General features: G+C 74.0%; 22 protein-coding genes, 1 pseudogene and 1 riboswitch. Of the genes and pseudogenes, 9 read left to right on the top strand and 14 right to left on the bottom strand.

What is annotated here, in order from left to right; all coding sequences use genetic code 11:
- Positions 1-42: 42 nt before the first annotated feature.
- The 5 genes from ACIA79_RS13385 to ACIA79_RS13405 form a co-directional block, all read right to left on the bottom strand.
- Positions 43-984 carry an ROK family glucokinase gene (locus ACIA79_RS13385; protein WP_399428342.1) on the bottom strand — a complete coding sequence of 314 codons (942 nt, stop codon included), beginning with the start codon at positions 982-984 and terminating at the stop codon, positions 43-45.
- A gap of 65 nt (positions 985-1,049) precedes the next feature.
- Entirely contained in the window at positions 1,050-1,490 is a 441-nt protein-coding gene (locus tag ACIA79_RS13390) for a DUF5304 domain-containing protein (protein WP_399428343.1), read from the bottom strand.
- Between the two features lie 40 nt (positions 1,491-1,530).
- Positions 1,531-2,649, bottom strand: a complete 1,119-nt coding sequence (locus ACIA79_RS13395) for an ArsA family ATPase (protein ID WP_399428344.1) — start codon at positions 2,647-2,649, stop codon at positions 1,531-1,533.
- Positions 2,650-2,711: 62 nt separating this feature from the next.
- Positions 2,712-3,164, bottom strand: coding sequence for an SRPBCC family protein (locus ACIA79_RS13400; protein WP_399428345.1), 453 nt, complete (start codon positions 3,162-3,164; stop codon positions 2,712-2,714).
- Between the two features lie 54 nt (positions 3,165-3,218).
- A complete protein-coding gene (locus ACIA79_RS13405; protein WP_399428346.1) occupies positions 3,219-3,986 on the bottom strand; it encodes a metallophosphoesterase in 768 nt (255 codons plus the stop codon).
- Between the two features lie 268 nt (positions 3,987-4,254).
- Here ACIA79_RS13405 and ACIA79_RS13410 point away from each other — a divergent pair, with 268 nt between their 5' ends.
- A complete protein-coding gene (locus ACIA79_RS13410) occupies positions 4,255-6,051 on the top strand; it encodes an AMP-dependent synthetase/ligase (RefSeq protein WP_399428347.1) in 1,797 nt (598 codons plus the stop codon).
- Here ACIA79_RS13410 and ACIA79_RS13415 read toward each other — a convergent pair.
- Both ACIA79_RS13415 and ACIA79_RS13420 read right to left on the bottom strand, forming a co-directional pair.
- A complete protein-coding gene (locus ACIA79_RS13415) occupies positions 6,039-7,652 on the bottom strand; it encodes a GMC oxidoreductase (protein WP_399428348.1) in 1,614 nt (537 codons plus the stop codon). The genes ACIA79_RS13410 and ACIA79_RS13415 overlap by 13 nt on opposite strands.
- A 97-nt stretch (positions 7,653-7,749) precedes the next feature.
- Positions 7,750-8,892 carry a glycosyltransferase family 4 protein gene (locus ACIA79_RS13420; protein ID WP_399428349.1) on the bottom strand — a complete coding sequence of 381 codons (1,143 nt, stop codon included), beginning with the start codon at positions 8,890-8,892 and terminating at the stop codon, positions 7,750-7,752.
- Between the two features lie 92 nt (positions 8,893-8,984).
- On the opposite strand from ACIA79_RS13420, the gene ACIA79_RS13425 reads away from it, so the two are divergent.
- Positions 8,985-10,214 carry a glycosyltransferase 87 family protein gene (locus ACIA79_RS13425; RefSeq protein ID WP_399428350.1) on the top strand — a complete coding sequence of 410 codons (1,230 nt, stop codon included), beginning with the start codon at positions 8,985-8,987 and terminating at the stop codon, positions 10,212-10,214.
- Positions 10,215-10,237: 23 nt separating this feature from the next.
- Here the strand turns inward: ACIA79_RS13425 and ACIA79_RS13430 are convergent, their stop codons facing one another.
- The 5 genes from ACIA79_RS13430 to ACIA79_RS13450 all read right to left on the bottom strand — a co-directional run bounded on the left by ACIA79_RS13430 (position 10,238) and on the right by ACIA79_RS13450 (position 15,637).
- Positions 10,238-11,377 carry a hypothetical protein gene (locus ACIA79_RS13430; RefSeq protein ID WP_399428351.1) on the bottom strand — a complete coding sequence of 380 codons (1,140 nt, stop codon included), beginning with the start codon at positions 11,375-11,377 and terminating at the stop codon, positions 10,238-10,240.
- Between the two features lie 23 nt (positions 11,378-11,400).
- On the bottom strand, positions 11,401-12,450 hold the full coding sequence (locus tag ACIA79_RS13435) for an NlpC/P60 family protein (RefSeq protein ID WP_399428352.1): 1,050 nt from the start codon (positions 12,448-12,450) through the stop codon (positions 11,401-11,403).
- Between the two features lie 233 nt (positions 12,451-12,683).
- Positions 12,684-13,709 carry an NlpC/P60 family protein gene (locus ACIA79_RS13440; RefSeq protein ID WP_399428353.1) on the bottom strand — a complete coding sequence of 342 codons (1,026 nt, stop codon included), beginning with the start codon at positions 13,707-13,709 and terminating at the stop codon, positions 12,684-12,686.
- Between the two features lie 274 nt (positions 13,710-13,983).
- Complete coding sequence (locus ACIA79_RS13445) at positions 13,984-15,348, bottom strand: NYN domain-containing protein (RefSeq protein ID WP_399428354.1); 1,365 nt, start codon at positions 15,346-15,348, stop codon at positions 13,984-13,986.
- Between the two features lie 46 nt (positions 15,349-15,394).
- A complete protein-coding gene (locus tag ACIA79_RS13450; RefSeq protein WP_399428355.1) occupies positions 15,395-15,637 on the bottom strand; it encodes a hypothetical protein in 243 nt (80 codons plus the stop codon).
- A 155-nt stretch (positions 15,638-15,792) separates the two neighbouring features.
- Here ACIA79_RS13450 and ACIA79_RS13455 point away from each other — a divergent pair, with 155 nt between their 5' ends.
- From ACIA79_RS13455 to ACIA79_RS13485, 7 genes and pseudogenes are all read left to right on the top strand, one after another.
- Positions 15,793-16,506, top strand: coding sequence for a rhomboid family intramembrane serine protease (locus ACIA79_RS13455; protein WP_399428356.1), 714 nt, complete (start codon positions 15,793-15,795; stop codon positions 16,504-16,506).
- Entirely contained in the window at positions 16,503-16,784 is a 282-nt protein-coding gene (locus ACIA79_RS13460; RefSeq protein WP_031069742.1) for an Lrp/AsnC family transcriptional regulator, read from the top strand. Before ACIA79_RS13455 ends, ACIA79_RS13460 begins: the two co-directional genes overlap by 4 nt.
- Before the next feature lie 105 nt (positions 16,785-16,889).
- The gene (locus tag ACIA79_RS13465; protein ID WP_399428357.1) at positions 16,890-17,348 is read left to right on the top strand and encodes a hypothetical protein; all 459 of its coding nucleotides are present in this window, start codon (positions 16,890-16,892) and stop codon (positions 17,346-17,348) included.
- Positions 17,311-18,768 carry a sensor histidine kinase gene (locus ACIA79_RS13470; protein WP_399428358.1) on the top strand — a complete coding sequence of 486 codons (1,458 nt, stop codon included), beginning with the start codon at positions 17,311-17,313 and terminating at the stop codon, positions 18,766-18,768. The genes ACIA79_RS13465 and ACIA79_RS13470 overlap by 38 nt, the downstream gene beginning before the upstream one ends.
- On the top strand, positions 18,765-19,424 hold the full coding sequence (locus ACIA79_RS13475; protein WP_399428359.1) for a response regulator transcription factor: 660 nt from the start codon (positions 18,765-18,767) through the stop codon (positions 19,422-19,424). Before ACIA79_RS13470 ends, ACIA79_RS13475 begins: the two co-directional genes overlap by 4 nt.
- Before the next feature lie 126 nt (positions 19,425-19,550).
- The gene (locus tag ACIA79_RS13480) at positions 19,551-20,915 is read left to right on the top strand and encodes an SLC13 family permease (protein WP_399428384.1); all 1,365 of its coding nucleotides are present in this window, start codon (positions 19,551-19,553) and stop codon (positions 20,913-20,915) included.
- A pseudogene (locus tag ACIA79_RS13485) lies at positions 20,912-22,057 on the top strand (glycerate kinase); the annotation flags it as partial. The gene ACIA79_RS13480 and the pseudogene ACIA79_RS13485, both read left to right, overlap by 4 nt.
- On the opposite strand, the gene ACIA79_RS13490 reads toward ACIA79_RS13485, so the two are convergent.
- Both ACIA79_RS13490 and trpD read right to left on the bottom strand, forming a co-directional pair.
- Complete coding sequence (locus ACIA79_RS13490; protein ID WP_399428360.1) at positions 22,053-23,411, bottom strand: aminotransferase class V-fold PLP-dependent enzyme; 1,359 nt, start codon at positions 23,409-23,411, stop codon at positions 22,053-22,055. The pseudogene ACIA79_RS13485 and the gene ACIA79_RS13490 sit on opposite strands and share 5 nt — an antisense overlap.
- Before the next feature lie 188 nt (positions 23,412-23,599).
- Positions 23,600-23,716: riboswitch (SAM riboswitch) on the bottom strand.
- A gap of 108 nt (positions 23,717-23,824) precedes the next feature.
- Entirely contained in the window at positions 23,825-24,916 is a 1,092-nt protein-coding gene (gene trpD, locus ACIA79_RS13495; RefSeq protein WP_399428361.1) for an anthranilate phosphoribosyltransferase, read from the bottom strand.
- Between the last annotated feature and the right edge of the window lie 127 nt (positions 24,917-25,043).

A 25,043-nucleotide genomic window follows, 5' to 3' on the forward strand; every position in this document is an offset into this window, starting at 1 on the left:
CCGGGAGAGGACGCGGCGGGCACCGTCGGACGGGCGTGGGGCTCAGCCCTGGCGGGCCAGGTCCGCCGCGCCGACGAGTCCGGCCTTGCCGCCCAGCTGGGCGGCGAGCACCTGGGCGTGCGGGCGGTACTGGCCGCCCACCAGCCAGCGGCGGAACGACTTGCGGATCGGCCCGAGGACCAGTTCGCCCTCGTCCGACACGCCGCCGCCGACGATGAACGCGGAGGGGTCGAACAGCGAGGCGAGGTCGGCCAGACCGGCGCCGGCCCAGCGGGCCAGCTCGCGGAAGGAGTCGACGGCGACGGGGCAGCCCTGCCGGGCGGCGTCGCTGATGTGCTTGCCCTCGATGCCGTCGGGGGTGCCGTCGCCGAGGCTCAGCAGGATCGTGGCGTTCTCCGGCGTGGCGTTGGCACGCTGCTTGGCGTACCGCACGAGGGCCCGGCCGGAGGCGTACTGCTCCCAGCAGCCCTGGCTGCCGCAGCCGCACAGCAGGCCGTCCGGCACCACCCGGATGTGGCCGAACTCGGCGGCCACGCCGAAGCGGCCGCGGCGCAGCTTGTTGCCGATGATGATGCCGCCGCCGAGGCCCGTGCCGAGGGTGATGCAGATGACGTCGTCGTGGCCCTGGCCGGCGCCGAAGCGGTACTCGCCCCAGGCGGCGGCGTTCGCGTCGTTCTCCACGACGACCGGGAGTCCGGTCCGCTGCTCGACCTTGTCCTTCAGCGGCTCGTGCCGCCAGTGGATGTTCGGCGCGAACAGGACGGTGGCGCGCTTGTCGTCGACGTACCCGGCGGCGCCGATGCCGACCGCCTCGATCTCATGGCCCTTGCCGGCCTCGGCGACGGCGGCGCAGATCGCGTCGACGATGCCGTCGGCGGTCGGCGGGGTGGGCACCTTGTGGATGTCGAGGATCGTGCCCTCTTCGTCGACCACTCCGGCCGCGATCTTCGTGCCGCCGATGTCGACGCCGATGGTGAGTCCCATGTGTCCCTCAGTTTTCGGTCGAGCCCCGCTACGGCCAACCGTACCCGAGGGCGGGCGGGGACCTGTCAGTCCAGGTCGATGTGCTCGCTCGGGCCGGGGCCGTCCTCGTCCCGCTTCCCGGAGGGCGGCGCGGGCGGGGTGTCCGGCCCCCGGGTCCAGCGGCGCTCGTGGCCCTCGACGGCGGAACGGTAGGCGGCGAGCAACTCGCTGCCGGCCGCGGCGAGGTGGTCGAAGACCTGGGGATTGCGCTCGATGACCGGCTCGACGGCGGATTTCGCCTGGTCGACGAGGTGCTGCACGGCGTTCTGGGCGCCCGCGCCGAGCAGCGGCGTGCGCAGCGAGGCGACCTTGTCGGCGACCGCGTCGACGAGCTTGCGCAGCTCCTCGGCGGCGGCGCCGGGCGGCGGTCCGGCGGGGCCGCGGCGGCGGGCCCGCTCGGCGTCCAGGTCCTCGGCGCAGGCCCTCGCCCAGGCGTCGGCGTCCGGATGCTGGGTGGCATCGCTCATGGCGTACTCCTGCGGCTGCGTGGCTCGGTCACCCCCGACGTTACCGCGTGCGGGGCCACAAATCCGGGTCGGGTGCGAACCGGACGCTCAGCACGCCGTCCGCCAGTCCCGCGCCCGAGACGGTGCAGCGGCGCAGGACGGAGGGCAGGGGCACGATCCGCCGGAACGGCCCGACGGTGAGGACCAGTTCGTCGCCGCGGCGGACCAGCCCCAGGTCGGGCTTGGCGGCGCCGGGCAGGGGGATGCGCCAGACCAGGACGCCGTCGGGGTCGCGGCGGTCCTCGACGGGCCACTCCGGTGCCGGGGCCGGCGGCGCGGCCGGCAGCTCCAGCAGGGCGAGGTCGTCGGCGGTACGGGGGTCGCGGCCGAGGTGCGGCAGCTCCTGCACCTCGCCCAGCGCCTTGAGGTGGTCCTGTTGCTGGGCGGCGAGGCCGGAGAGCCAGGGGTCCGGCGAGGCGGTGGGCAGCAGCCGGTTGGCGACGACCGGGTCGAGCGCGAGGCCGTGCAGGGCGAGCCCCGTGCGGGCGGTGCGCAGGGCGTCGGCGGCGGCCGGCCCCGGCTCGACGACCAGCCGGACGGACGTCGTCGGGGCCTCGACCAGGGCCTGGACGTTGGCGAGTTCGGCGTCCCAGCGGGCGGCGGTCTCGTAGAGCCACTCGGCGGGCATCGGGACGCCGGCGAGCTGGGCGAGCATCGGCCGCAGCGCGCGGGCGGCCTGCCGTTCGGGCGGCAGCATGCGGCGCAGGTAGCGGCGCAGGTGCTCGGGCAGGGCGAGGACGGCGATGGCGTCGGGCACGGGCGGCAGGTCGACGACGACGAGGTCCCAGTCGCCGGCGGCCGCGTCCCGCAGGGCGCGCAGCAGCGCGAACCGGTCGCTGCCGGGGAGTTCGGTCAGCTCCTCCTCGGCGAACGGCGCGGCGCCGAGCAGGCCGAGGGCGGCGGCGGCGCGCTCCTGGAAGGCGAGGAGCTCGGCGCGGAAGTACGCGCCGGAGTCGAGGCGGCGGACGACGGGTCCGCCGTCACCGGGGGCGAACCGGTCGGCCGGGTCACCGGTGACCAGCAGGGTCCGCTGCCCCTGCCGGGTCCCGGCGAGGGCGGAGGCGGCGGCGACGGTCGAGCGTCCGGCGCCGCCGGGCCCGGTGACGAGGAGGGTGCGCATGCTGCGACACGCTACCGGTCACCCCGGTTCCGGGGCCTTCGCCCCGGGCCGGCGGGCTGCGGTCAGGGCTTCGCGGTCGGGGATTCGACGCGCTTCTTCAGGCCGGCCAGGGCGCGGTCGATGATGACCTTCTCCGCCTTGCGCTTGATCATGCCGAGCATCGGGATCTTGACGTCCACGGTCAGCTGGTAGGTGACCTCGGTGCGGCTGCCGCCCGCGAGCGGCTCCAGGCGGTACGTGCCGTCGAGGGCGCGGAGCATCTGGGACTTCACCAGGGTCCAGCTGACCTCGTGGCCGCCGGTCCAGGTGTACGACAGGGTGTGGTCGTCCTTGATCGCTCCGGCGTCCAGCACCAGGCGGACCTTCTCGGCGCGTCCCGCCGCGTCCGTCGACAGGACCTCGGCCTCCTTCACCTCGCCCGTCCACTCGGGGTAGCGCGCGAAGTCGGCGATCACGCCCATGACGTCGGCCGGCGCCGCCTCGATCTCAATGCTCGAGCTGGTGTGTTCCGCCATCGCTGTGGCTCCTCTGGTGAGTCTGAGGTGGGAAGGTTATCGCGTGGCCGCGGCTCACCATTCCAGGGCCCAGGGCCTTCCGGTGGACGCGAAATGGCCGACGTTCACGCACTCCGTGGGGCCCACCCGCATGCGCTGCGCGAGCGGCTGGTGGACGTGGCCGAAGAGGGCGTAGCGCGGCCGTGTGCGGCGGATCGCGGCGAGCAGGGCCCGGCTGCCGCGCTCGAAGCGCCGCGCCACCGTGTCGTAGGTGAGCTCCGGTACCTCCGGCGGGATGTGGGAGCACAGCACGTCGACATCGCCGAGCGCCTCGACCTTCGCCGCGTACTCCTCGTCGGAGATCTCGTACGGCGTGCGCATGGGGGTGCGCAGTCCGCCGCCGACGAAGCCGAAGACGCGGCCGCCGATCTCGACGCGCTGACCGTCCAGGACGGTGGTCCCGGGGCGGGCGTACTCGTGCCAGAGGCCGGGCATGTCGACGTTGCCGTACGTGGCGTACGTCGGCACCGGGAAGGCGGCGAACAGGGCGGCGTACTGGCGGCGCACCGCCGCCTCGATGGCGCTCTCGCGGTCGACGTCGAGCTGCGCCCAGAGCCGGCGGCCCAGCTCCCGGGCCTCGTCGAAGCGGCGGGCGGTGCGCAGCTCGACGAGGCGGTCGGCGTTCCGGACGCCGAAGAGCTCGGGGAAGATGCCGCGGGAGTGGTCGTGGTAGTCGAGGAAGAGCACCAGGTCACCGAGGCATATCAGGGCGTCGGCGCCCTCCCCGGCCTTCGCCAGGTCCTCGGCGTTCCCGTGCACGTCACTGACCACATGAACTCGCATGGCACCCCACCCTATGCCGTCGCAAGGGGGCCGGACCTGCGGTTACTTTCACCTCGTCACCTGTGTGGACTACTGTGCGCGAAGCACCGCCACACACGTGTGACGCAGGGAACATCTGGCCAGGGCCCCTATCGGGAACCGAGTACTGGTGGGTAACGTCCGGGCAGTCCGGTCGTGCTCACCCCCACCGAGCACCTGCCCGATCTTGGACCGCAACCGGTGCATCACACAGAGCCGTGGCGCCGGCGCCCGATGAGGAGCAGCAGTTTTGCGCGAGTTCAGCCTTCCGGCCCTGTACGAGGTCCCCACGGACGGCAACCTGACGGATCTCATCCGCCGCAATGCCGCTCAGCACCCAGATGTCGCCGTGATGGGCCGCAAGGTCGCCGGCGCCTGGACGGACGTCACCGCCGCCCAGTTCCTCGCCCAGGTGCGGGCCGCCGCCAAGGGCCTGATCGCCGGCGGCGTGCGCCCCGGTGACCGGGTCGCCCTGCTCTCCCGCACCCGCTACGAGTGGGTGCAGATCGACTTCGCGATCTGGAGCGCCGGCGCGGTGACCGTGCCGGTGTACGAGACCAGCTCCGCCGAGCAGGTGCAGTGGATCCTGGGCGACTCGGGCGCGGTCGCGGTGATCGTGGAGACCGCGGCGCACGCGGCGGCGGTGGAGTCGGTGCGGGGGAACCTGCCGGAGCTCCGGCACGTCTGGCGCCTGGACGAGGGCGCCGTCGACGAGCTGACCGCCGCGGGGGCGGGCGTCTCCGACGAGGCCGTCGACGAGGCGATGTCGGTCGCCAAGGCCGACGACATCGCCACGATCGTCTACACCTCGGGCACCACGGGCCGGCCCAAGGGCTGCGTCCTGACCCACCGCAACTTCTTCGCCGAGTGCGGCAACGTCGTGGAGCGCCTGAAGCCGCTGTTCCGCACCGGCGAGTGCTCCGCGCTGCTCTTCCTCCCGGCCGCGCACGTCTTCGGGCGGCTCATCGAGGTCGGCTCGGTCCTGGCGCCGATCCGCCTCGGCTGCGTACCGGACATCAAGGAGCTCACCGACGAGCTCGCCGCCTTCAAGCCGACGCTGATCCTGGGCGTGCCCCGGGTCTTCGAGAAGGTGTACAACGCGGCGCGCGCCAAGGCGCAGGCCGAGGGCAAGGGCAAGATCTTCGACAAGGCCGCGCAGACGGCCATCGAGTACAGCCGCGCCACCTCCACCTCCGAGGGCCCGTCGCTGGGCCTGAAGGTGAAGCACTTCGTCTTCGACAAGCTGGTCTACGGCAAGCTCCGGGCGGTCCTGGGCGGGCGCTGCCAGGCGGCCGTCTCGGGCGGCGCGCCGCTGGGCGAGCGGCTCGGTCACTTCTACCGCGGCATCGGCCTCACCGTCCTGGAGGGCTACGGCCTGACGGAGACGTGCGCGGCGACCGCCTTCAACCCGTACGACCGGCCCAAGATCGGCACGGTCGGGCAGCCGCTGCCGGGCTCGGTGGTCCGCATCGCCGACGACGGCGAGGTGCTGGTCCACGGCGAGCACGTCTTCTCCGGCTACTGGAAGAACGAGTCGGCGACCGCCGACGCGCTGGCCGACGGCTGGTTCCACACCGGCGACATCGGCACCCTGGACGAGGACGGCTACCTGGCCATCACGGGCCGGAAGAAGGAGATCCTGGTCACCGCGGGCGGCAAGAACGTCGCCCCCGCGGTGATCGAGGACCGCATCCGCGGGCACGCGCTGGTCGCGGAGTGCATGGTGGTCGGTGACGGGCGGCCGTTCGTGGGCGCGCTGATCACTCTCGACGAGGAGTTCCTGGGCCGCTGGGCCGCGGAGCACGGCAAGCCGGCCGGGGCGACGGCGGCGGCGCTGCGCGAGGACCCGGAGCTGCTCGCCGAGGTCCAGCGGGCCGTGGACGACGGCAACGCGGCGGTCTCGAAGGCGGAATCGGTGCGGAAGTTCCGCATCCTGGGCTCCCAGTTCACGGAGGAGGCCGGTCACATCACGCCGTCGCTGAAGCTGAAGCGCAATGTGGTGGCCAAGGACTTCGCGGACGAGATCGAGGCGATCTACCGCGCCTGAGCGTCCGCGACGGCACGGTCCATGGTCCGCTCGGCCAGGGCCGTGATCGTCACGAACGGATTGACCCCGATGGAGCCCGGTACGAGGGCTCCGTCGGTCACGTAGACGCCGGGAGCCCCTCTGACCCGCCCGTGGTCGTCGGTCGCCCTGCCCAGGACGCACCCGCCGAGCGGGTGGTAGGTGAAGTCGTCGGCGAAGGGCCTGTTGCCCCCGAAGAGGTCGTACCGGTAGACGGTGGCGTTGCGGGCGTTGAGGCGGTCGAAGAGCTTCTTGGCGGAGGCGGTGGAGACCTGGCTCTGCGCCCTGCTCCAGTGCAGCTGCGCCGCGTCCGTGACCGGGTCGTACGTGAAGCTCCCGCGCTCCGGGTTCCTGGTGATCGCCAGATAGAGGCTCACCCAGTGCTCCAGCCCGGTCGGCAGCGGGGCGATCTCCGCGAAGACGGGGTTGTCCGGGTTGTCGCGGTCGTCGATGCCCAGCACGGGCATGGTGGACTGGTGGGCCCCGACGGTGTCCCACAGGTGGTTGGCGCGCCCCGTCATGACGTTGCCGTTGGGGCCCCAGCCCGTGCCGATGTGAGGGCTCAGCCCGGGCAGGGCGCCGGTCTCGCGGGCCCGCAGCAGCAGCTCGGTGGTGCCGAGGCTGCCGGCGCCCAGGAAGAGCCGGTCGCAGCCGAACTCCCGGGTGGCGACCACCTTCCCGCCGAGGTCGATGCGGTCGGCGGTGACGACGTACCGGCCGTCGGGCTCCCGCCGTACGGCCCTGGCCCGGTGGAGCGTCTCGATGGTGACGTTGCCGGTGCCGAGGGCGGCGGCGAGGTAGGTGCGGTCGAGGCTGCGCTTGCCGTGGTTGTTGCCGTAGATGACCTCGCCGCCGAGCGCGGACCTGGCGGCGCTGCCCTCCGCTTCCCGCCGCATGTACGCGAAGTCGTACACGTTCGGCACGAACGTGGTCCGCAGACCGGTGTTGGCCGCGTGCTTCCGCGAGACGCGGCTGTACCGGTACCACTCGGTGGTCTCGAACCAGGCCGGGTCGATGGTGTTGACGCCCAGCATGGCGCGGGCGCGGGGGAAGTAGGTGCCGTACATCTCGGCGGCGTCGACGCCGGGGAGCACCTCGGTGAAGTACCCGCGGTGCGGGGTGACGGCCATGCCGCCGTTGACGAGGGAACCGCCGCCCACGCCCCGCCCGACGTACACGGACATGTCGGTGAACCGCACCCGGTCGAGGACGCCGGGGTACAGGCCGATGTCCTTGTTGACGACGTCCAGCCACAGGAAGGTGGCGAGCGGCGCCTCGGTGCGGGTGCGGAACCACATGGAGCGGTGGTCGGGCGCGCCGGTGGAGCAGAAGACGCGGCCGTCGGAGCCCGGGGTCTTCCAGAGGGCGCCCATTTCGAGGACGGTCGTGCGGATGCCGGCCTCGCCGAGCCGGAGCGCGGCGACGGCCCCGCCGTAACCGGAGCCGATGACGAGGGCGGGGCTGTGGTCGGAGCGGGCCGCCCCGGCGGCGGTGGCCCTGCCGATCCGGGTGAGGCCGAGGGCGGCGGCGGTCTGGAGTGCGCCGAGCCCCAGGAGGTGACGGCGCGTCAGTTTTGGTGTCATGGGCGGAGCATGGGCGGATTCCGCGCTTCCGCCCAGGGGCCGCGCGCCACAATTCCGCCGCGCCCCGAGCGGGCGGGCCTCCGCCGGGGGCCCGCCGTCAGAGCAGGGCCTGGAGCCGTGTCGCCAGCAGGTCCCAGCGCCACCGCTCCTCGACCCAGGCGCGGCCCCGCTCCCCCATGCGGCGGCGGAGCTCGGGGTCCCGCAGGAGCGTGACGATGCGGTCGGCGCAGTCGGCCGGGGAGCCGCCGCGCACGACCCAGCCCGTCTCGCCGTCCAGGACGGCGTCCGGCGCGCCGCCGGAGTCGCCGGCGACGACGGGCAGCCCCGTGGCGGAGGCCTCCAGGTAGACGATCCCGAGGCCTTCGACGTCCAGGCCGCCCCGACGGGTCCGGCAGGGCATCGCGAAGACGTCGCCGGCGCCGTAGTGGGCGGGGAGCTCCTCCCAGGGCACCGCGCCGGTGAAGCGGACCGATCCGGCCACGCCGGTCTGCGCGGCCAGCCGGCGCAGGTCCGGCTCGTAGGGCCCGCCGCCGACGATCAGCAGGACCGCGTCGGGCACCTGCGCCAGGATCGCGGGCATGGCCCGGATGAGGGTGTCCTGGCCCTTGCGCGGGACCAGGCGCGAGACGCAGACGACGACCGGCCGGTCCGCCAGGCCCAGCCGCTCACGGACCGCGTCACCCCCGGACCCGGGGTGGAACGTCTTCTCGTCGACGCCCGGCGGCAGCTGCACCATGCGCCCGGCCGCCTCCGGTGTCAGCGCCGCCGCGATGCGCGAGCGGGTGTACTCGCCGAGGTAGGTGATCGTGTCCGTGCCCTCGCCGATGCGCCGCAGCAGCTGCCGCGAGCCCGGCAGCTGCGCCCACCCCGCCTCGTGGCCGTGCGTGGTGGCGACGATCCGCCGGGCGCCGGCCTTCCGCAGCGCGGGGGCCATCAGCCCGAGCGGCGCGGCCGCCCCGAACCACACCGACGCGCAGTCGTGCTCCCGCAGCAGCCCGACCGCCCGCGCGGTCACGCGCGGTGTGGGCAACAGCATCGTCGTCCGGTCCCGGACAACCTTGAACGGCTGTTCCGCGTCGAACCGGGCGGTCGCCTCGGCGCCCTCACGGCCCCTTTTCCACGTCGAGGCGTACACGACGAGACGTTCGGGATCGAGCCTGAGCGCCATGTTGTGCAGAAACGCCTGAATTCCACCGGGTCTGGGCGGAAAGTCGTTGGTTACGATCAAGGTCTTGTGCATCGCTGCCGACAGTACCGAACGGCCCCGCTCCACCGCTCACGCGCAGTCCCGCCCCCCACCGGACGACACAGAGGCAAGAGGCAGAGGTAGGTATGAAGGGCCCCATCCCCATATGGCTCCTGACCAGAGCCCTCCTGCTGCTGCTGGTCTTCAGGGTGCTCGTGCTGCCGGGTCCGAACGTCACCACGGACATCGACCAGATATACCGCGGCTGGTACGAGGTGCTCCGTGCCGGTACGTACCCGCTGGACGACGTGACGTGGCAGTACCCGCCGGCCGCGGCGCTGGCCATACTCGCGCCCGGCCTGCTGCCCTTCCTCGACTACGGCCCCGCCTTCTTCCTCCTCGCCTTCGCGTGCGACGCGGCCGCCTTCGGCCTGCTCGTGTACGCGGGGCGCCGCCCCGGCAAGTGCATGTCGGGCGCCTGGGTGTGGGTGGCGGGCGTCCCGCTGCTCGGGCCCACCGCGTACGCCCGCTACGACCTGATGGTCACCGCCGTCGCCGTCGCCGCGCTGCTCGCCGGGGTCCGCCACCCGCGGATCCTCGGCGCGCTGGCCGGTTTCGGCGCGATGCTGAAGGTCTGGCCGGTCCTGCTGCTCGCGGGCACCCCGCGCGGCCGGGCCACCCTGCGGTCGTGGACCACCGCGGGGGTCACGGGCGCCGGGGTGCTGCTGCTCTGCATGGCGGCGATGCCCGGCGCGCTGGCGTTCCTGACCTTCCAGCGGGACCGCGGCACGGAGATCGAGTCCCTGGGCGCGCTGGTCTTCCACGTGGCCCGGCACTTCGGCTGGCAGGGGCGGGCGACGCTCAACTACGGCTCGGTGGAGTTCCTGGGGCCGTACGTCCCGGTGGTGTCGACCGCTGCCATGGCGCTGACGCTGGGGGCGTTCGGCTGGCTGCTGGTGTGGCGGGTGCGGGCGCGGGCCTTCGGCAGGACGACGCTGCCCGACGCGGCGTTCGTGGCGGTGCTGCTGTTCACCACCACGAGCCGGGTGATCAGCCCCCAGTACATGCTCTGGCTGGTCGGCCTGGCGGCGGTGTGCCTCGTCCACCCCATGAGCCGGATGCGCGGGGCGGTGCGGCTGGTGCTGGCGGCGACGGGCGTGACGCTGCTGGAGTTCCCGATCTGGTTCTCGCACGTGGCGGACAGCGACCCGCTGGGCCTGCTCCTGCTGCTGGTGCGCAACGGGCTGCTGGTCGCGGCCACCCTGACCGCCTGCCGGGTGCTGTGGCGCCAGACGGTGACCGAGCCGCGCCTGCGGGAGCGGGAGACCGCGGGGGTCCCGGCGCAGAGCACCCGCGACCGGGTCCTCACCTCCTGACCCGCCCGGCGCCGCGGGGCGGGTCAGCCCAGCCGGCCTCGGAGGTAGCCGCGCCACTGGGCCGTGAAGGCGTCCGGGGTGGTGCCGAGGACGTCGTGCAGGGCCTTCTCCACCGCGCCGTCGCGCGTGCCGTGCGCACCCACCGCCCGGTAGAAGGCCCGCAGCTCCGCCTCGCCCCAGCGGTCGGCGATCAGCGCGCAGGCCAGCCAGCCGCCCTCGTACGCGCGGGCGAGCGCGGCCGGGTCGCCGGAGAACGCGAAGTCCTCGTCGGACGGCAGCCCCGCCGGCGGGCCGCCCGCCCGGACCGCCTCGCGCAGCTCGGGCGCCGCCTGCGCCGGGGTGCGGCCCGACCCCCGGTAGGCCACCCAGTCGGCGAAGCCCTCCGAAAGCCACATCGGGGTCGCCGCCGAGGTGTGCGCCCGGGTCGCCACGTGCGTCGTCTCGTGGGTGAGGACCATGTCCTGGCCGAACTCGCCCAGCACCGGATACGCCTCGGGGTTGACGATCACGCGGTCCGCGGGCGCGTCCGGCCCGCCCCCGGTCTCGCCGGTCGTGACGGCCGCGACGCCCCGGTACCCCGCCGCCGGAGCCCCCAGCAGCGCGCCCATCGCCTCCAGCGACGGCGGCACGACCACCACCACGCGCCGCGCCCACCGCTCCGGCCAGGCGTCCGACACGGCGGGCACCGCACGGTCCGCGGCCGCGGCGACGGCCCGCAGCCGCGCCGGGTCCTGCCCGGCCCCCAGCACCAGGCTCCGGGCGCCGCGGACGGCGTCCACCTCACCCTGGTCCCACAGCTGCTGGGGGGCGCCCGGCGCGGGACGGTCGGACGTCACGTGCCAGTGGCCGTCGCGCTCGGCGAGCTCCAGGGTTCGCTCACCGGTGACCGGGCCGCTGTCGTAGCCGGCCACGCGGTAGCCGAGTTCGGCGCGGACGGTGGCCCGCCCGCCGTCCCGCCGCACCTGGGTGATCCGGTACGACCAGGAGCCCAGCGGTACCCCGGCGAGGTCGCGGTCCCGCAGCTCGGCGGCCCGCCGGTCCACCGCTGCCCGCAGCGCGCCGCCGGGCGCCGCGTCCTCCCGGACCGCGCAGCCGGCCGCTCCCGGGCCGGCGAACAGCAGCAGGCCGAGCGCCACCGCCACCGCACGCCTCCGGACCGCCATTCTCCCGATCGTACGGCCTGAACTCAGACCCGCGTGACCGCCGAGACGGGCATCATGCCGACGGGGTCGTACCGCACGGGCGCACCGGGGTAGGGCGCGTGGACGACCTGGCCGTTGCCCATGTACATCCCCACGTGGCTGGCGTCGGAGCGGTACGTCACCAGGTCCCCGGGGCGCGCCTCGGACAGCGGTACGTGCCGGCCCGCGTTGCGCTGGGCCTGCGAGGTGCGCGGCAGGCTGACGCCCGCCTGGGCGTAGGACCACTGCATCAGGCCCGAGCAGTCGAAGCCGTCCGGGCCGTTGGCGCCCCAGACGTAGGGGCGCCCGACGGCCGAGCGGGCCGCGCGGACGGCGGCGGCCGCCCGCTCGGATGATGCGGCCTCGCCGAGCAGCGGGGGCAGGCTGTCGCGCCCGGAGCGCGAGGCGCGATCGAAGTCCTCGCGCTCCTCGGCGGGCAGGGCGTTCAGCAGCGCGCGGGCCTCGGCGAGCTTGCGCTCGACGATCCGCTTGTGGCGTGCCACGACGGCCCGGCTGCGCTCCAGTTCGGCGAGCTGCCGGCCGGCCTCGGCCCGCTGCTGGCCCAGCAGCCGCTGGGCGCGCCGCAGTTCCACGAGGGCGCCGGCCTGGCGCTCGCTGACCCGGTGCAGGGTGGCGGCCCTGTCGAGGTACGTGTCGGGGTCGGCGGACAGCAGCAGCGCGAGGGCCGGGTCCATGCCGCCGGAGCGGTACTGCGCGCCCGCCACGGTGCCGAGCGCGCCGCGCATGCGGTTGATGCGCTCCTGGCCGCGCGCCACGCTGTCCTGCGTCCGGTCCACCTGCTCGCGCAGGGCGTCGGTCCGCTCGTCGGCCTCGTTGTAGCGCTCGGTGGCCTTCTCCGCCTCCGCGTAGAGCCGGTCGACCTCGGCCCGGGCGGTCTCGCTCCGGCCGGGCTCGGCGGGGGCGCCGGGGGCGGCGCCCGCGGGGGCCGCGCCCAGGGCCGCGGCGGTGACCGCGGCGGCGGACAGGACGGTGACCGTCGCACTCCGGGTGAGATCGGAGAGGCCCGACGGCGAGGACCGGCGATGGGACGCCACGAACCGCGCTCCCTTCAGCTGTACGCAGGTGGACGCAGGCCGCAGTGGTTCACAGTGGTGTTGCGGTGCGCGCCAGACAGTAGCCGGACGGCTACGCACGGGCCAAAGGCCCCGCGGGGCTCGAAACGCCCTCGAACAGCGCCGCCCCGCCGGAGACCACAAGGTCACCGGCGGGGCGGAGCGTCAACGCGGAGTGTTGCGATTCCCCCGAACAGGGGAGTGTGGCGGGCGCGTCAGATGCGGACGCCGAACTGGAACGTGCCCAGCCAGTCCATCGACTCGTACCGGACGTACGCCCCCGGCTTCGGGGCGTGCAGGACCGTGTTGTTGCCCGCGTACAGGCCCACGTGGGACAGGCCGTTGAAGAAGACGAGGTCGCCGGGCTTGAGCTGGCTGCGGCCGATCTTCACGCCGTCGTTCTGCTGGGTGTAGGTGGTGCGGGTGAGGCTCACGCCGGCCTGGCGGTAGGCCCACTGCGTCAGACCCGAGCAGTCGTAGGAGTTGGGGCCCTCGGCGCCGGAGACGTACGGCTTGCCGACCTGGGTGTCGGCGGCGGCGAGAGCGGCGGCGCCGCGCTGGGAGGCGGGGACCTCGTTGCCGAGGTCGACGCGGTCGCCAGCGGCGCGGCTGGCCCGCTGCTCCTCCTCCTGCATCTTGGCGCGCTCTTCCGCGGTGAGCGTGTTGAGGAGCTTCTGCGCCTCGGCGAGCTTGCCCTGGAAGGCCTTCTTCTTCTCGCCCAGCGTCTTGCGGACGTCCTCGAGGTCGGCGAGTTTCGCGGTGGCCTCGGCGCGCTCCTGGGCGAGGGTGCGCTGCTTGCTCTGGATGGTCTCCAGGACCTCGGCCTGCTTGGTGCTCAACTGGTCGACCACGGACGCCTTGTCGAGGTAGCTGTCCGGGTCGGAGGAGAGGAAGAGCTGGAGGGACGGGTCCATGCCGCCGGAGCGGTACTGGGCGCTGGCGACCGAACCGATGCTGTCCCGGAGGGTGTTGAGCTCCTCCTGGCCGCGGGCGACCTTGTCCTGGAGGGCGCCGATCTCCTTCTGGAGCTTCTCGCGCTGCTCCTCGGCCAGGTTGTACTGCTCCGTGGCCTCCTCGGCCTCGTGGTGGAGCTTGTCGACCTTGGCCTTGACCTCGCTCTTGCTCGGCTTGGGGTCTGCCTGAGCGGTCTGGGAGGACAGGGCGACGGCAGCGGCGGCGGTCGCGGTGAGCACGGTCACGCGGGCGCGGCTCGGCGGCTTGGGACGACGGTGGGACGCCACGGAGGCGAGCTCCTTCTCCTTCGAGAGCCGCCCGGCCGTCCGGAATGTGCTCCGTTGTGACGGTGGGGCGGTTCCTTCGCTGTCGCTCCGGATGAACGATCAACTGCGCGAAGGTTCGAGCAGACCCTAGTGACCATGTTGTGATCAGTTCAAATCCTCATGTGCAAAATCTCGCTCGGGAGCCACATTCTTTACACGCATCCCACGCTGCGTCATGAGGAGTTGACGTTGGGTTCGACGGCGGTGCGACCAAACCGGGCAAAAGTCCCAGGGGTTACGAGAGCCGCGAAAGCCGCTTCAGCAACAAGGCGGACGCGACCGGCCGCGCGCCGGACTTGGCCACGCCGTCGGCGACCTCGCGGTCGGTGGAGACCACGACCACCGGCCGGCCCGGCGGCTCGGCCCGGACGAGCTGGCGGATGAGCTCGTCCGCGGTCACGCCGGGCTTGGAGAACAGCACCCGCACCCCGCGCGGCGGCGCCAGCAGCACCGGGGCGGCCAGCTCGGCGCCGTCGAAGACGCACGTCACCTCCGCGCCCGTGCGGGCGGCCAGCCCCGACAGCCCGCCCAGGAGCCGCAGCCGCTGCTTCTCCAGCGGCATGGTCGGATAGCCGGTCTTGGTGACGTTGTAGCCGTCCACGACCAGGTGCGCCTGCGGCAGCGCGAGCAACTGGTCGAGCAGCGCGGGGTCCGTCTCCGACAGGGCGCGCGCCGCGATGTCCTTCGGCGACATCCGGCCCGGTTCGACGGCGTCGACGGTGTCCGCCGGGTGGACGGAGACGGGGGGCAGCGCCAGTTCGCGGCGCAGCCCCTGCGCCGACTCCAGGACGGTGTCCAGGAGCAGCCGCAGACGCATGTCCTCCACCGAGCGCCCCTCCCGGGCGGCCCGGCGGCTGGCCTCCAGGGCGGCCTCGGTCTCGCCGAGCCGCGCCTTGAGCCGGCGCGTCTCGCTCTCGGCGGCGGAGACCTGGGCGGCCGCCTCGGCCCGGATGCCGTCGATCTCGGCCTGGGTGCGGCGCAGCGCCGCCTCGCCGCGCTTGACGTCGCTCTGCGCACTGCGCAGCTTGCGCTGAAGCGATTCGGCTTCCTTGCGGGCCGCGTCCAGCTCCCCGCGCAGCCGCTCGGTCTCGGCCCGGGTCTGGGCGCGGGCCTCGGCGAGCTCGCCGCGCAGCCGCTCCAGCTCCCGCCGGCCTTCCTCGTCGGCGCGCTCGGCGTCCGCGCGCAGGGCCTCCTCGCCGGCCGCGGCGACCAGCTTGGCCCAGCCGGCCGGGCGCAGCACGTAGGCGGCCGCGGCGACGTCCACGGGGTCGGCGGCTGCCGGCGGGGACCCGGCCTCCACGGCCCCGGCCAGCTCGGGCTGGGCCTCCTTGAACCGCTCCCCGATGCGCTGCCGGAAGACCGGGTCGCCCTCGAGGGCGGCGGCCATGGCGTTGCCCGCGAACTTGGCCCGGCGCGACGGGGTGAAGCGGGCGTACTGCCGCAAAGGGGCGGGGAGTTCCGCGACGGTCAGGCCGCCGAAGGCGTCCGCCACCAGGGCGACGACCCGGCGCCGCACTCCTTCGGGCATGGGGCGGTCGAGCGCCTCGGCGGCGTCACCGGCCGCGCCGGCCGGTTCGGCGCCGCTGGCGGGCTGCTCCACGATCGTCACCCCACTACCCGTCGTACATGCCTGCCGGGGCCGCCCCTCAGGAGCCGGCGCCCGGCCTGTCCACCAGCTCGATCCGGTCCACGGCGTTGCACCAGCGGCAGCGGACCGACTCGATGGTCTCACTGACCACCTCGCGCTCCTCGACCTTCGGCTCACCGGCGAGGTCCAGGTGGACGTACTCGACGACCTTCGACGACCGGGTCACGTCGAAGCGCGTCAGATTGCCGCAGAGCGTGCAGCGCCAGCGGGTCGTCGCGGTCGGCAGGGGAACCGTCGTCATCGTGCCGTCCTCTTTCCTGGTCCGTCGTGCCGGGTGAACCGCGGTGCGCCGTCGAACTGCGGATGTACTGCCCGTAACCCTACGGCCTCACGGGTACCCCTGTGGCGCGGCGAGGCACCCTGTCCGGCTCCCTCCCTTTACGTCATGATCTGTCCATGATCGATCGTCGGGGACCGGTACTGCGCGGACCTGTGGTGACGTACGGCGTGATCGGAGCGTGTTGTCTGGTCTTCCTGATCAGTCCGGTGTCCGGCCTGAACCGGGGGCACGGCACGGGCGACGCGCTGCTCGCGGCGCAGACCGCCTACTTCCGGCGGTGGGGCGTGATCCCCGCGGAGCTGCTGACGGGCGCCCCGGACGCGCTGCCGTCCCCGCTGACGGCCCTGTTCGTCCACGGCAGTTGGCTGCACCTGCTGGGCAACATGCTCTTCCTGTACGTCTTCGGCGCGATGGCGGAGGAGCGGCTCGGGCACCTCGGGTTCGGCCTCTTCTACACCGGCTGCGGCTACCTGGCCCTGGTCGGGTACGCCGCCGCGCACGCGCAGTCGGACCAGACGCTCGTCGGGGGGTCGGGGGCGATCTCGGGGGTGCTCGGCGCCTTCCTGTACCTCTTCCCGCAGGCGCGGGTGACCAGCCTCTACCCGTTCCTGTTCTTCCTGCCGCTGCGGTTCCCGGCCTGGATCGTGCTGATCTTCTGGTTCGTGCTGCAGTGGCTGGCGGCCCGGGGCGCCGGCAGCGGTCCGGGGGTGGCGTACCTCGCGCACCTGGTGGGCTTCGCCCTGGGCTTCGTCTACGCCTGGGTACGGTTCGGACGGGGGGCTAGAGTGAAGGCCCGAACAGCGGGCCCCGAGGGAGAAGGACAGCCGTGATCACCGCGATCGTGCTCATCAAGACCAGCGTGGACCGCATCCCGGAGATCGCGGAGTCCATCGCCGCGCTCGACAGCGTGAGCGAGGTCTTCTCCGTCACCGGGACCTACGACCTGATCGCCATGGTGCGGGTGGCCAAGCACGACGACCTGGCGGACGTCATCCCCGGCCGGATCAGCAAGATCCCGGGCGTGGAGGCGACCGACACGCACGTCGCGTTCCGCACGTACTCCCAGCACGACCTCGAGGCGGCCTTCGCCATCGGCCTCGACGCGTAGGGCTCCGACGGGGGGTCCGGGCCCGCCGGTTCGTGCAGCGGTTCATGAAGAAGCCTTCATCCTGTCCTCATTCGGGGCGGGCCGGCCGGCACCCAGGATGGGGCCATGGCCTTCACCCTTCGCATGGCGACGCTCGCCGCGGTCGTCGCCATCCCGCTCGGCATCGCGGCGACGAGTTACCTGCTGACCGAGACGCCCGAGGCGCCCAAGGTGCCGCCCGAGGTGGAGCTGGGCGCCACGCCCCGGCCGGGCGGCTCGAGCGGGAGCCCGGGCACGGATGCCGGCGGCGGCAGTGCGTCCCCCGCGGCGACCTCGCCGGGGAGCACGGCCCCCGGGACCCCGGTGCCCGGCAGCTCCTCACCGTCCGCGGTGCCGCCCGCCGCCGTGCACCCGCCCGGTCCCGCCCCGGCCGGCCCGCGTCCCGGCGGACCGGCCGCCCCGGGGCCGGGGCCCGGTGCCGGGCCCGCCGGGACGCCGACCGACGCGGTCGTGCCCGGACCGCCCGCCGCCGGCGGGGACGACGACGATGACGACTTCGGTGACGACGCCGTTGACGAGAACTGACCGCCGCATCTCCGCCCGCGTACGGATCCTGCTCTGGCTGCTGCTCGTGATGGCCGTGGCGCTCGCCGCCGTCGCCATGACCACCCGGTCGATCCTGCTGCGGGACGTGGACCACCGGATCAGCCAGCTGCTGACGCAGGAGACGCGGGAGTTCGCCAACTTCGTCGACCAGGGCGTGGACCCGCGGACCGGCGCCCCGTTCACCGAACCGCGCCGCCTGCTCCAGGTGTTCCTGCAGCGCCAGTACTCCGATCCCGACGAGGAGCTGCTGGGCCTGACCGCGGGCGCGGACGGCAGGCCGGACGTGCTGCGCCAGCCGCGCGACATCGCGGAGGCGAGCGCGCTCCACCGCGACCGGGAGGCGCTCGCCCGGATCTTCGCCGCCGGCGCGTCCTCCGGCACGATGGAGCGCCCGCAGGGCCAGGTCCGCTGGGCCAAGGTGCCCATCGACCCGGCGGGCGAAGCGGCGCCGGGTGCTTTCGTCGTCGCGTTCCACGCCGGGCACGAGCAGGCCATCGCCGCCGAGGCGTTCCGCACCCAGCTCGCCATCTCGGGCGTCGCGCTGCTGATGACGACCGGCATCGGCTGGGCGGTCGCGGGCCGGATCCTCGCCCCCGTACGACTGGTCCGCCGGGCGGCCGCGCAGCTCACGGAGCAGGACCTGACCCGCCGCATCCCCGTGCGGGGCCGCGACGACATCGCCCTGCTCGCGGAGACGTTCAACGCCATGCTGGACCGCCTGGAGCGGGCGTTCGCCGCGCAGCGGCAGTTCGTCGACGACGCCGGACACGAACTGCGCACCCCCATCACCATCGTGCGGGGGCACCTGGAGCTGATGGGCGACGACCCCGCCGAGCAGCGGGAGACGATCCGCCTGGTCACCGACGAGCTGGACCGGATGAGCCGGATCGTCGAGGACCTGCTGCTGCTGGCGAAGGCCGAACGCCCCGACTTCGTCCGGCCCGAGCCGGTCCAGCTCGGGGAGCTGACCGCCGACGTGTTCGTGAAGGCCCGGGCGCTCGGCGAGCGCGCGTGGGTCCTCGACGGCGTCGCCGACCGCGAGGCCGAGCTGGACGCGCAGCGCATCACCCAGGCGATGGTGCAGCTCGCGCAGAACGCCGTCCAGCACACCGTGCCCGGCCAGCGGATAGGGATCGGCTCGCGCGACCTCGACGACCGGATCGAGCTGTACGTCGCGGACACCGGGCCGGGTGTGCAGGTCGAGGACGCCACCGTGATCTTCGAACGGTTCCGGCGAGGCACGGCCCGGCGCGGCACCCGGTCCGGCGGCGGGGCCGGGCTCGGGCTGTCCATCGTGAAGGCCATCGCCGAGGGCCACCGCGGCCGCGTCGAGCTGCGCCGCACCGAGGGCGGCGGGGCCACTTTCGTACTCGTACTGGAGGAGGGCGACGAGCGGTGAACCGGATTCTGATCGCCGAGGACGAGGAGCGGATCGCCGCCTTCGTCGAGAAGGGGCTGCGCGCCAACGGCTTCACCACCACGGTGGCCGCCGACGGCGACACCGCCCTCGACTACGGCGTCACCGGCGGTTTCGACCTGATGGTGCTGGACATCGGACTACCCGGCCGGGACGGCTTCACCGTCCTGCGCGAGCTGCGTGAGGCGCGGGTGACGCTGCCCGTCATCGTGCTGACGGCGCGGGACTCGGTCGGGGACACGGTCGCCGGCCTGGAGGGCGGCGCCGACGACTGGATGACCAAGCCGTTCCGCTTCGAGGAGCTGCTGGCCCGGGTACGGCTGCGGCTGCGCACCGCCGCCCGCGCGCCGGAGGTGACGGTGCTGCGCAGCGGCGACCTCAGCCTCGACCTGCGCACACGCCGGGCGCGTTCGCAGGAGCGCACCGTGGACCTGACGGCCCGTGAGTTCGTGCTGCTGGAACTGTTCCTGCGCCACCCGGGGCAGGTGCTGTCGCGGGAGCAGATCCTGTCGCACGTGTGGGGGTACGACTTCGATCCCGGCTCGAACATCGTGGACGTGTACGTACGGAACCTGCGCAAGAAGCTGGGCGCGCAGCGGCTGGAGACGGTGCGCGGTATGGGGTATCGCATGCCATAGATGAGTTTTCCTTCACAAAGCGCTCATCGAGGGCTCACGGCCCGGTCCGAGACTGGAGCCGTGACCCTCTCCCCCGGCCGGTCGACAGGGCTCGGCGGTGCGCTCGGGGTGTGCGCGCTGCTGGCCATGCCCTCGCTCTTTCCCGGTCTCGGCGCCGATGCCCGCCTCACCCTCGCCGTGTTCGTCCTCGCCACCGTCGCCTGGACCGCGACGTCCGTCGACGACACGTACATCGCGCTGGGTGCCGGACTGGCCCTCACCGCGACCGGGGTGATCAGCAGTGAGGCTCTCTTCGCCACCCTGGGCGACGAGACGGTCTGGCTGCTGATCTGTGCGTTCGTCCTGGCGGCCGCGGTCACCCGGACGGGGCTCGCGGGGCGGGCGGCGGCGTTCCTGGTCGGCGGTGCCCGCACGGTGCGCCAGCTGGTCCACCTCGCCACCGCCGCGCTGGTGGTGACGTCGTTCGCCGTCCCGGCCACGTCGGGGCGGGCGGCCCTCGCGCTGCCGGTCTTCCTGGCGCTGGCCAAGGTGCTGGAGGACCGGCGGCGGCTGGTGGTGATGCTGGCGCTGCTCTTCCCGACCGTGGTGCTGCTGTCCGCGGTCGCCACGCTGATCGGCGCGGGCGCCCACCTCATCACCGTCAGCGTCCTGTGGGAGCAGGCGGGCCGGCGGCTCGGATTCGTGGAGTGGCTGCTGCTGGGCCTGCCGCTGGCCGTCGTCTCGTCCCACCTGGCGGCCGAGGCGGTGCTGCTGACCACGACCTCGCGCGCCGACCGGCGCGCTCCGGTGGACCTCACCCCCGCCGCGATCGAGGAGCACTCCCCCACCCCCGTCACAGGTCCGCTGACCACCGCCGAGGCGCGCTGCGCGCTGCTGCTGGCGACGGTGGTGGTCCTGTGGTGCAGCGAGCCGCTGCACCGGGTCCCGCCCGCGGTGGTCGCGCTGATCGGCGCGGTGGTGGCCGCGTCGCCGGCGCTCGGCACCGTACGGCTCAAGGAGGCGCTGCGGACGGTGCCGTGGCCGCTGCTGCTGTTCATGGCGGCGACGATGGCGATGGGCGTGGCGCTGGCGGACTCGGGCGCGGCGGCGTGGCTGGTGGCGGGGCTGCCGGCGGACGGGCCGCCGTGGCTGTTCCTCACCGTCGTCGTGCTGGTCAGCACCGTCGCCCATCTCGCCCTGCAGTCCCGCTCGGCCCGCTCCTCGGTGCTCGTGCCGCTGGTGGTGGCGGCCGCGGCGGCCGCCGGGGTCAACCCGGTCACCGCCGCGCTGGCTTCCACCGCCGCGGCCGGGTTCTGCCACACGCTGCCGGCGTCCGCCAAGCCGGTGGCGCTCTTCGCCGACGTCCCGGCGGGCGTGCCCACCTACACGCCCCGCGACCTGCTGCGGCTGTCGGCGGTGCTGGCGCCGCTCACCGCGGGTGTGGTCCTGCTGTTCGCCCTGACCGTCTGGCCGCTGCTCGGCGTGCCCGTCCTCCTGGAGGCCCAGCCGTGAACCCTTCCTACCGCATCGCCGTCGCACCGAGCGGCTTCAAGGAATCGCTGTCCGCGCGGGAGGCCGCGGAGTCCATCGCCGAGGGGGTGCTGCGGGTGCTGCCGACCGCGGAGCTGGACCTGGTCCCGCTGGTCGACGGCGGCGAGGGCACGGCGGAGGCGCTGGCGGCCGCGACGGGCGGGCGCCTCGTGCCGTGCACGGCGACCGGCCCGCTGGGCGACCCCGTCGACAGCCACTTCGCGCTGCTGGGCGACGGCTCGGCGGTGGTGGAGATGGCCGCCGTCGCGGGGCTCGCGCTGGTGGAGCAGGACCGCCGCGACCCGGGCGCCACGACCACGTACGGCGTGGGCGAACTGCTCCGCGCCGCCCTGGACTCCGGCGCCCGCCGCATCCTGGTCGGCTGCGGCGACTCCGGTACGTCCGACGGGGGCGCCGGCGCGCTCCAGGCGCTGGGGGTCCGCCTCCTGGACGCCGACGGCCGCGAACTCCCCCGCGGGGGCGCGGCGCTGTCACGGCTTGCGGTGGTCGACCCGCGGGGGCTGGACCCGCGCCTCGCGGAGACCGAGCTGCTGGTGGCGTGCAACCCCTACAACGTGCTGTGCGGCGAGCGCGGCGTGGCCCGCGTCTTCGGGCCGCAGAAAGGCGCGACACCCGCGCAGGTGGAGGAGCTGTCGGCGGCCCTGGAGCACTGGGCGGCCGCGCTGACGGCGGCGTTCGCCCCGGGCGCCGACCTGCGCGCGGCACCGGGCACCGGCGCCTCCGGCGGCCTGGGCGCCGGGCTCGCGGCGCTCGGGGCCCGCCTGCTGCCGCGCTTCGAGGTGCTGCTCGACGGGCTGGACCTGACCGAACGGTTCGCGGGCGCCGACCTGGTCATCACGGGTGAGGGCGCGCTGGACGAGCAGACCGTGCGCGGCAAGATCCCCGGCGAGGTGGCGCGCCGGGCCCGCGAGGCCGGCGTCCCGGTCCTCGCGCTGGCGGGGACCCTGGGGCCCGGGGCGGGGGACGCGGGGCTGGACGCCTACGAGTCGATCGCCCCCGGTCCCGTACCGCTGTCACACGCCCTGGAGCACGCCGCGGGGCTCCTCGCGGACGCCGCCGAGCGGGCCCTGCGCACGGTCCTGGTCGGCACACGCCTGGTCAGCCGCGGTCGGGCACACAACGCCCGTCCTCCGTACGGTAGTTCCACTTCGCCCCGTCCCGGACGAGCTCCTTCACGGCCCGAACGAACCGGTCGACGTGCTCGTCCGGCGTCCCCGCCCCGAAGCTGACCCGGATCGCGTTGAGGGTGGTGCTCCCGCCGTCCGGCGCGCCGCACTCCCCGACGTCCTCGGGGTCGCTGCCGAGCAGGGTGCGCACCAGCGGGTGGGCGCAGAACAGCCCGTCGCGGACGCCGATGCCGTACTCGGCGGACAGGGCCGCCGCGAAGTGCGAGCTGTTCCAGCCGCGGACGACGAAGGAGAGGACGCCGACGCGCGGCGCGTCGGCGCCGAACAGCGACAGCACCTTCACCTCCGGCACCTCGGCGAGCCCCTCGCGGACCTTGGCGATCAGGTACCGCTCGCGGGCCACCAGCGTGTCGAACCCGGTCTCGGTGAGCGCCTTGCAGGCGGAGGCGACGGCGTACGCGCCGATGACGTTGGGCGAGCCGGCCTCGTGGCGGGCGGCGGTGGTGTGCCACTCGACGTCCACGCCGCCGTCGGCGCGCCGCGCGACCTTGCGGGACGCGCCGCCGCCCGCCAGGTACGGCTCGGCCTCGCTCAGCCAGTCGGCCCGACCGGCGAGGACGCCGGACCCGAACGGCGCGTACAGCTTGTGCCCGGAGAACGCCACCCAGTCGACGTCCAGGTCCCGCACGGAGACGGGGTGGTGCGGGGCGAGCTGCGCGGCGTCCAGCACGATCCGCGCGCCGTGCGCGTGCGCGGCGGCGGCGAGCTCCCGGACGGGCCACAGCTCGCCCGTCACGTTGGACGCGCCGGTGACGCAGACCAGGGCGGGGCCGTGGGGGTCCCGGTCGGCGAGCGCCCGCTCCAGCGTGCGGACCGCCTCCCCGTGCGTGCGGGGCGCGTCGAGGCAGGTGACCCGGTCGTCCCCCCAGGGCAGCAGCGAGGCGTGGTGCTCGGTCTCGAAGACGAAGACCTGGCAGCCGGCGGGCAGCGCCCGGGCCAACAGGTTCAGCGAGTCGGTGGTCGACCGGGTGAAGACGACCTGGTCGCCGTCGCGGCAGTCGAGGAACGCGGCGACGGCGGCGCGGCTGTTCTCGAACAGGTCGGTCGACAGCTGGGACAGGTACCCGGCGCCGCGGTGCACGCTGCCGTAGTAGGGCGCGTACGCGGCCACGTCGTCCCACACCCGCTGGAGCGCGGGGGCGCTGGCGGCGTAGTCGAGCGCGGCGTAGGTGACCTCGCCACCGGTGACGAGCGGCACGGTGACATCCCGCCCCAGAACGGGCAGCGGGGCACAGACGGACTGATCGGCGGCAACCGTGGTGACAGACATGGCGAACTCCCGTACGAAGCAAGCGGAATCCGCACACCGGGGCGCGTCGGCGACATCACGACGCGGCGCCGCGGCGCGTGCGGAGAAGGAGAGGAAGAGGGGTGCCGGAGGAGGGGCGGATACGCCCTATCGCATTCGCTTGCTCACGAGACTGCTCCCTTGAGGACCAGGACCCCAGGGTGTGCAGGGGTCCGCGCTTGCCGCAGACCTCGCTGCCTGCGACCTGGTCTTCACCCGGGGCACCCCGCCACGGACGGAGGGTTGCCGGACAGCGGGCCGGGGCCTCTTCGCTGTCACTCATGACCTGTCGAGAAGCTAAACCACGTGATCGCCTCCGCGCAAGCCGGGCGTCCGGATGGCGGGACGCACGACGGGGCCCGGCCGATGGCCGGGCCCCGTCGGGGGGACACTTCCTACGCGTTGCTCGCCGTCACCCACCGGTCCAGCGCCGCCCGCGCCGCACCCGAGTCGATCGACTCGGCCGCCTTCGCCATGCCCGCCCGGAGCTGCTCCGCGAGCGGCGCGTCCGACGGCTCCAGGGCCACCAGCGCGGCCGCCGCGTTGAGCAGCACCGCGTCCCGCACCGGCCCGGTCTCCCCGGCCAGCAGCCGCCGGGCCACGTCCGCGTTGTACGAGGCGTCCGCGCCCCGCAGCGCCTCGACGGGTACGAGCTCGATGCCGACCTCGCGCGGGTCGAACGCCTCCTCGCGCACCGCCCCGTCCCGTACCACCCACACCTTGGAGGTGGCCGTGGTGGTCAGCTCGTCGAGGCCGTCGTCGCCGCGGAACACCAGGGCGGACGAGCCGCGCTCGGCGAGCACCCCCGCCATGATCGGGGCCATCCGCGCATCGGCGACGCCGGTGGCCTGGGCCCGTACGCGCGCCGGGTTCGTGAGCGGGCCGAGGAAGTTGAAGACCGTGCGGATGCCCAGCTCCTTGCGGGCGATGGCCACGTGCCGCAGCGCCGGGTGGAACTTCACCGCGAAGCAGAAGGTGATGCCCGCCTCCTCGGCGACCTCCGCGACCCGCCGGGGCGTCAGCTCCAGGTTGACGCCCAGCTTCTCCAGCACGTCGGAGGAGCCGGAGGCGGAGGAGGCGGCGCGGTTGCCGTGCTTGACGACCCTGGCGCCGGTGCCCGCCACCACGATCGCGGACATGGTGGAGATGTTGACGGTCCTGGCGCCGTCGCCGCCGGTGCCGACGAGGTCGACCGACGGCCCCGGCACCTCGATCAGGTTGGCGTGCGCGTACATGGTGCGGACCAGGCCGGCGAGCTCGTCGACCGTCTCGCCCTTGGCCCGCAGCGCGACGGCGAAGCCGGCGATCTGGGCGTCGGTGGCCTCGCCGCGCATGATGCGGTCCATCGCCCACGCGGTGTCGTCGGCGCTCTGGTCGCGCCCCTCCAGCAGGCCGTTCAGCACCTCGGGCCAGGAACGACCCGCCGCGTTCGAGCTCCCCCTCGCTTCGCCGGGGGCACCCCCACCCGCGGGTTGCACAGCGCTCATGGTCGCTCCTGGTGTCGTCGGTACGTCGAAGGGTGACTCCACCCTATCGAGACCCGGGGGACGGCAAAGAGCCCCGTCCGGTGAATGGACGGGGCTCGATGCGGTGTGGCGACCCTCGGGTCAGGCG

The sequence above is a fragment of the Streptomyces sp. NPDC051310 genome, from assembly GCF_044455245.1.
Classification (GTDB): Bacteria; Actinomycetota; Actinomycetes; order Streptomycetales; family Streptomycetaceae; genus Streptomyces.

Excerpts from the sequence above, each read along its gene's own strand:
- ACIA79_RS13385 (WP_399428342.1), bottom strand. The coding sequence starts at position 984 with ATGGGACTCACCATCGGCGTCGACATCGGCGGCACGAAGATCGCGGCC.
- ACIA79_RS13390 (WP_399428343.1), bottom strand. The coding sequence starts at position 1,490 with ATGAGCGATGCCACCCAGCATCCGGACGCCGACGCCTGGGCGAGGGCC.
- ACIA79_RS13395 (WP_399428344.1), bottom strand. The coding sequence starts at position 2,649 with ATGCGCACCCTCCTCGTCACCGGGCCCGGCGGCGCCGGACGCTCGACC.
- ACIA79_RS13400 (WP_399428345.1), bottom strand. The coding sequence starts at position 3,164 with ATGGCGGAACACACCAGCTCGAGCATTGAGATCGAGGCGGCGCCGGCC.
- ACIA79_RS13405 (WP_399428346.1), bottom strand. The coding sequence starts at position 3,986 with ATGCGAGTTCATGTGGTCAGTGACGTGCACGGGAACGCCGAGGACCTG.
- ACIA79_RS13415 (WP_399428348.1), bottom strand. The coding sequence starts at position 7,652 with ATGACACCAAAACTGACGCGCCGTCACCTCCTGGGGCTCGGCGCACTC.
- ACIA79_RS13420 (WP_399428349.1), bottom strand. The coding sequence starts at position 8,892 with ATGCACAAGACCTTGATCGTAACCAACGACTTTCCGCCCAGACCCGGT.
- ACIA79_RS13425 (WP_399428350.1), top strand. The coding sequence starts at position 8,985 with ATGAAGGGCCCCATCCCCATATGGCTCCTGACCAGAGCCCTCCTGCTG.
- ACIA79_RS13430 (WP_399428351.1), bottom strand. The coding sequence starts at position 11,377 with ATGGCGGTCCGGAGGCGTGCGGTGGCGGTGGCGCTCGGCCTGCTGCTG.
- ACIA79_RS13450 (WP_399428355.1), bottom strand. The coding sequence starts at position 15,637 with ATGACGACGGTTCCCCTGCCGACCGCGACGACCCGCTGGCGCTGCACG.
- ACIA79_RS13455 (WP_399428356.1), top strand. The coding sequence starts at position 15,793 with ATGATCGATCGTCGGGGACCGGTACTGCGCGGACCTGTGGTGACGTAC.
- ACIA79_RS13465 (WP_399428357.1), top strand. The coding sequence starts at position 16,890 with ATGGCCTTCACCCTTCGCATGGCGACGCTCGCCGCGGTCGTCGCCATC.
- ACIA79_RS13470 (WP_399428358.1), top strand. The coding sequence starts at position 17,311 with ATGACGACTTCGGTGACGACGCCGTTGACGAGAACTGACCGCCGCATC.
- ACIA79_RS13480 (WP_399428384.1), top strand. The coding sequence starts at position 19,551 with ATGCCCTCGCTCTTTCCCGGTCTCGGCGCCGATGCCCGCCTCACCCTC.
- ACIA79_RS13490 (WP_399428360.1), bottom strand. The coding sequence starts at position 23,411 with ATGTCTGTCACCACGGTTGCCGCCGATCAGTCCGTCTGTGCCCCGCTG.
- trpD (WP_399428361.1), bottom strand. The coding sequence starts at position 24,916 with ATGAGCGCTGTGCAACCCGCGGGTGGGGGTGCCCCCGGCGAAGCGAGG.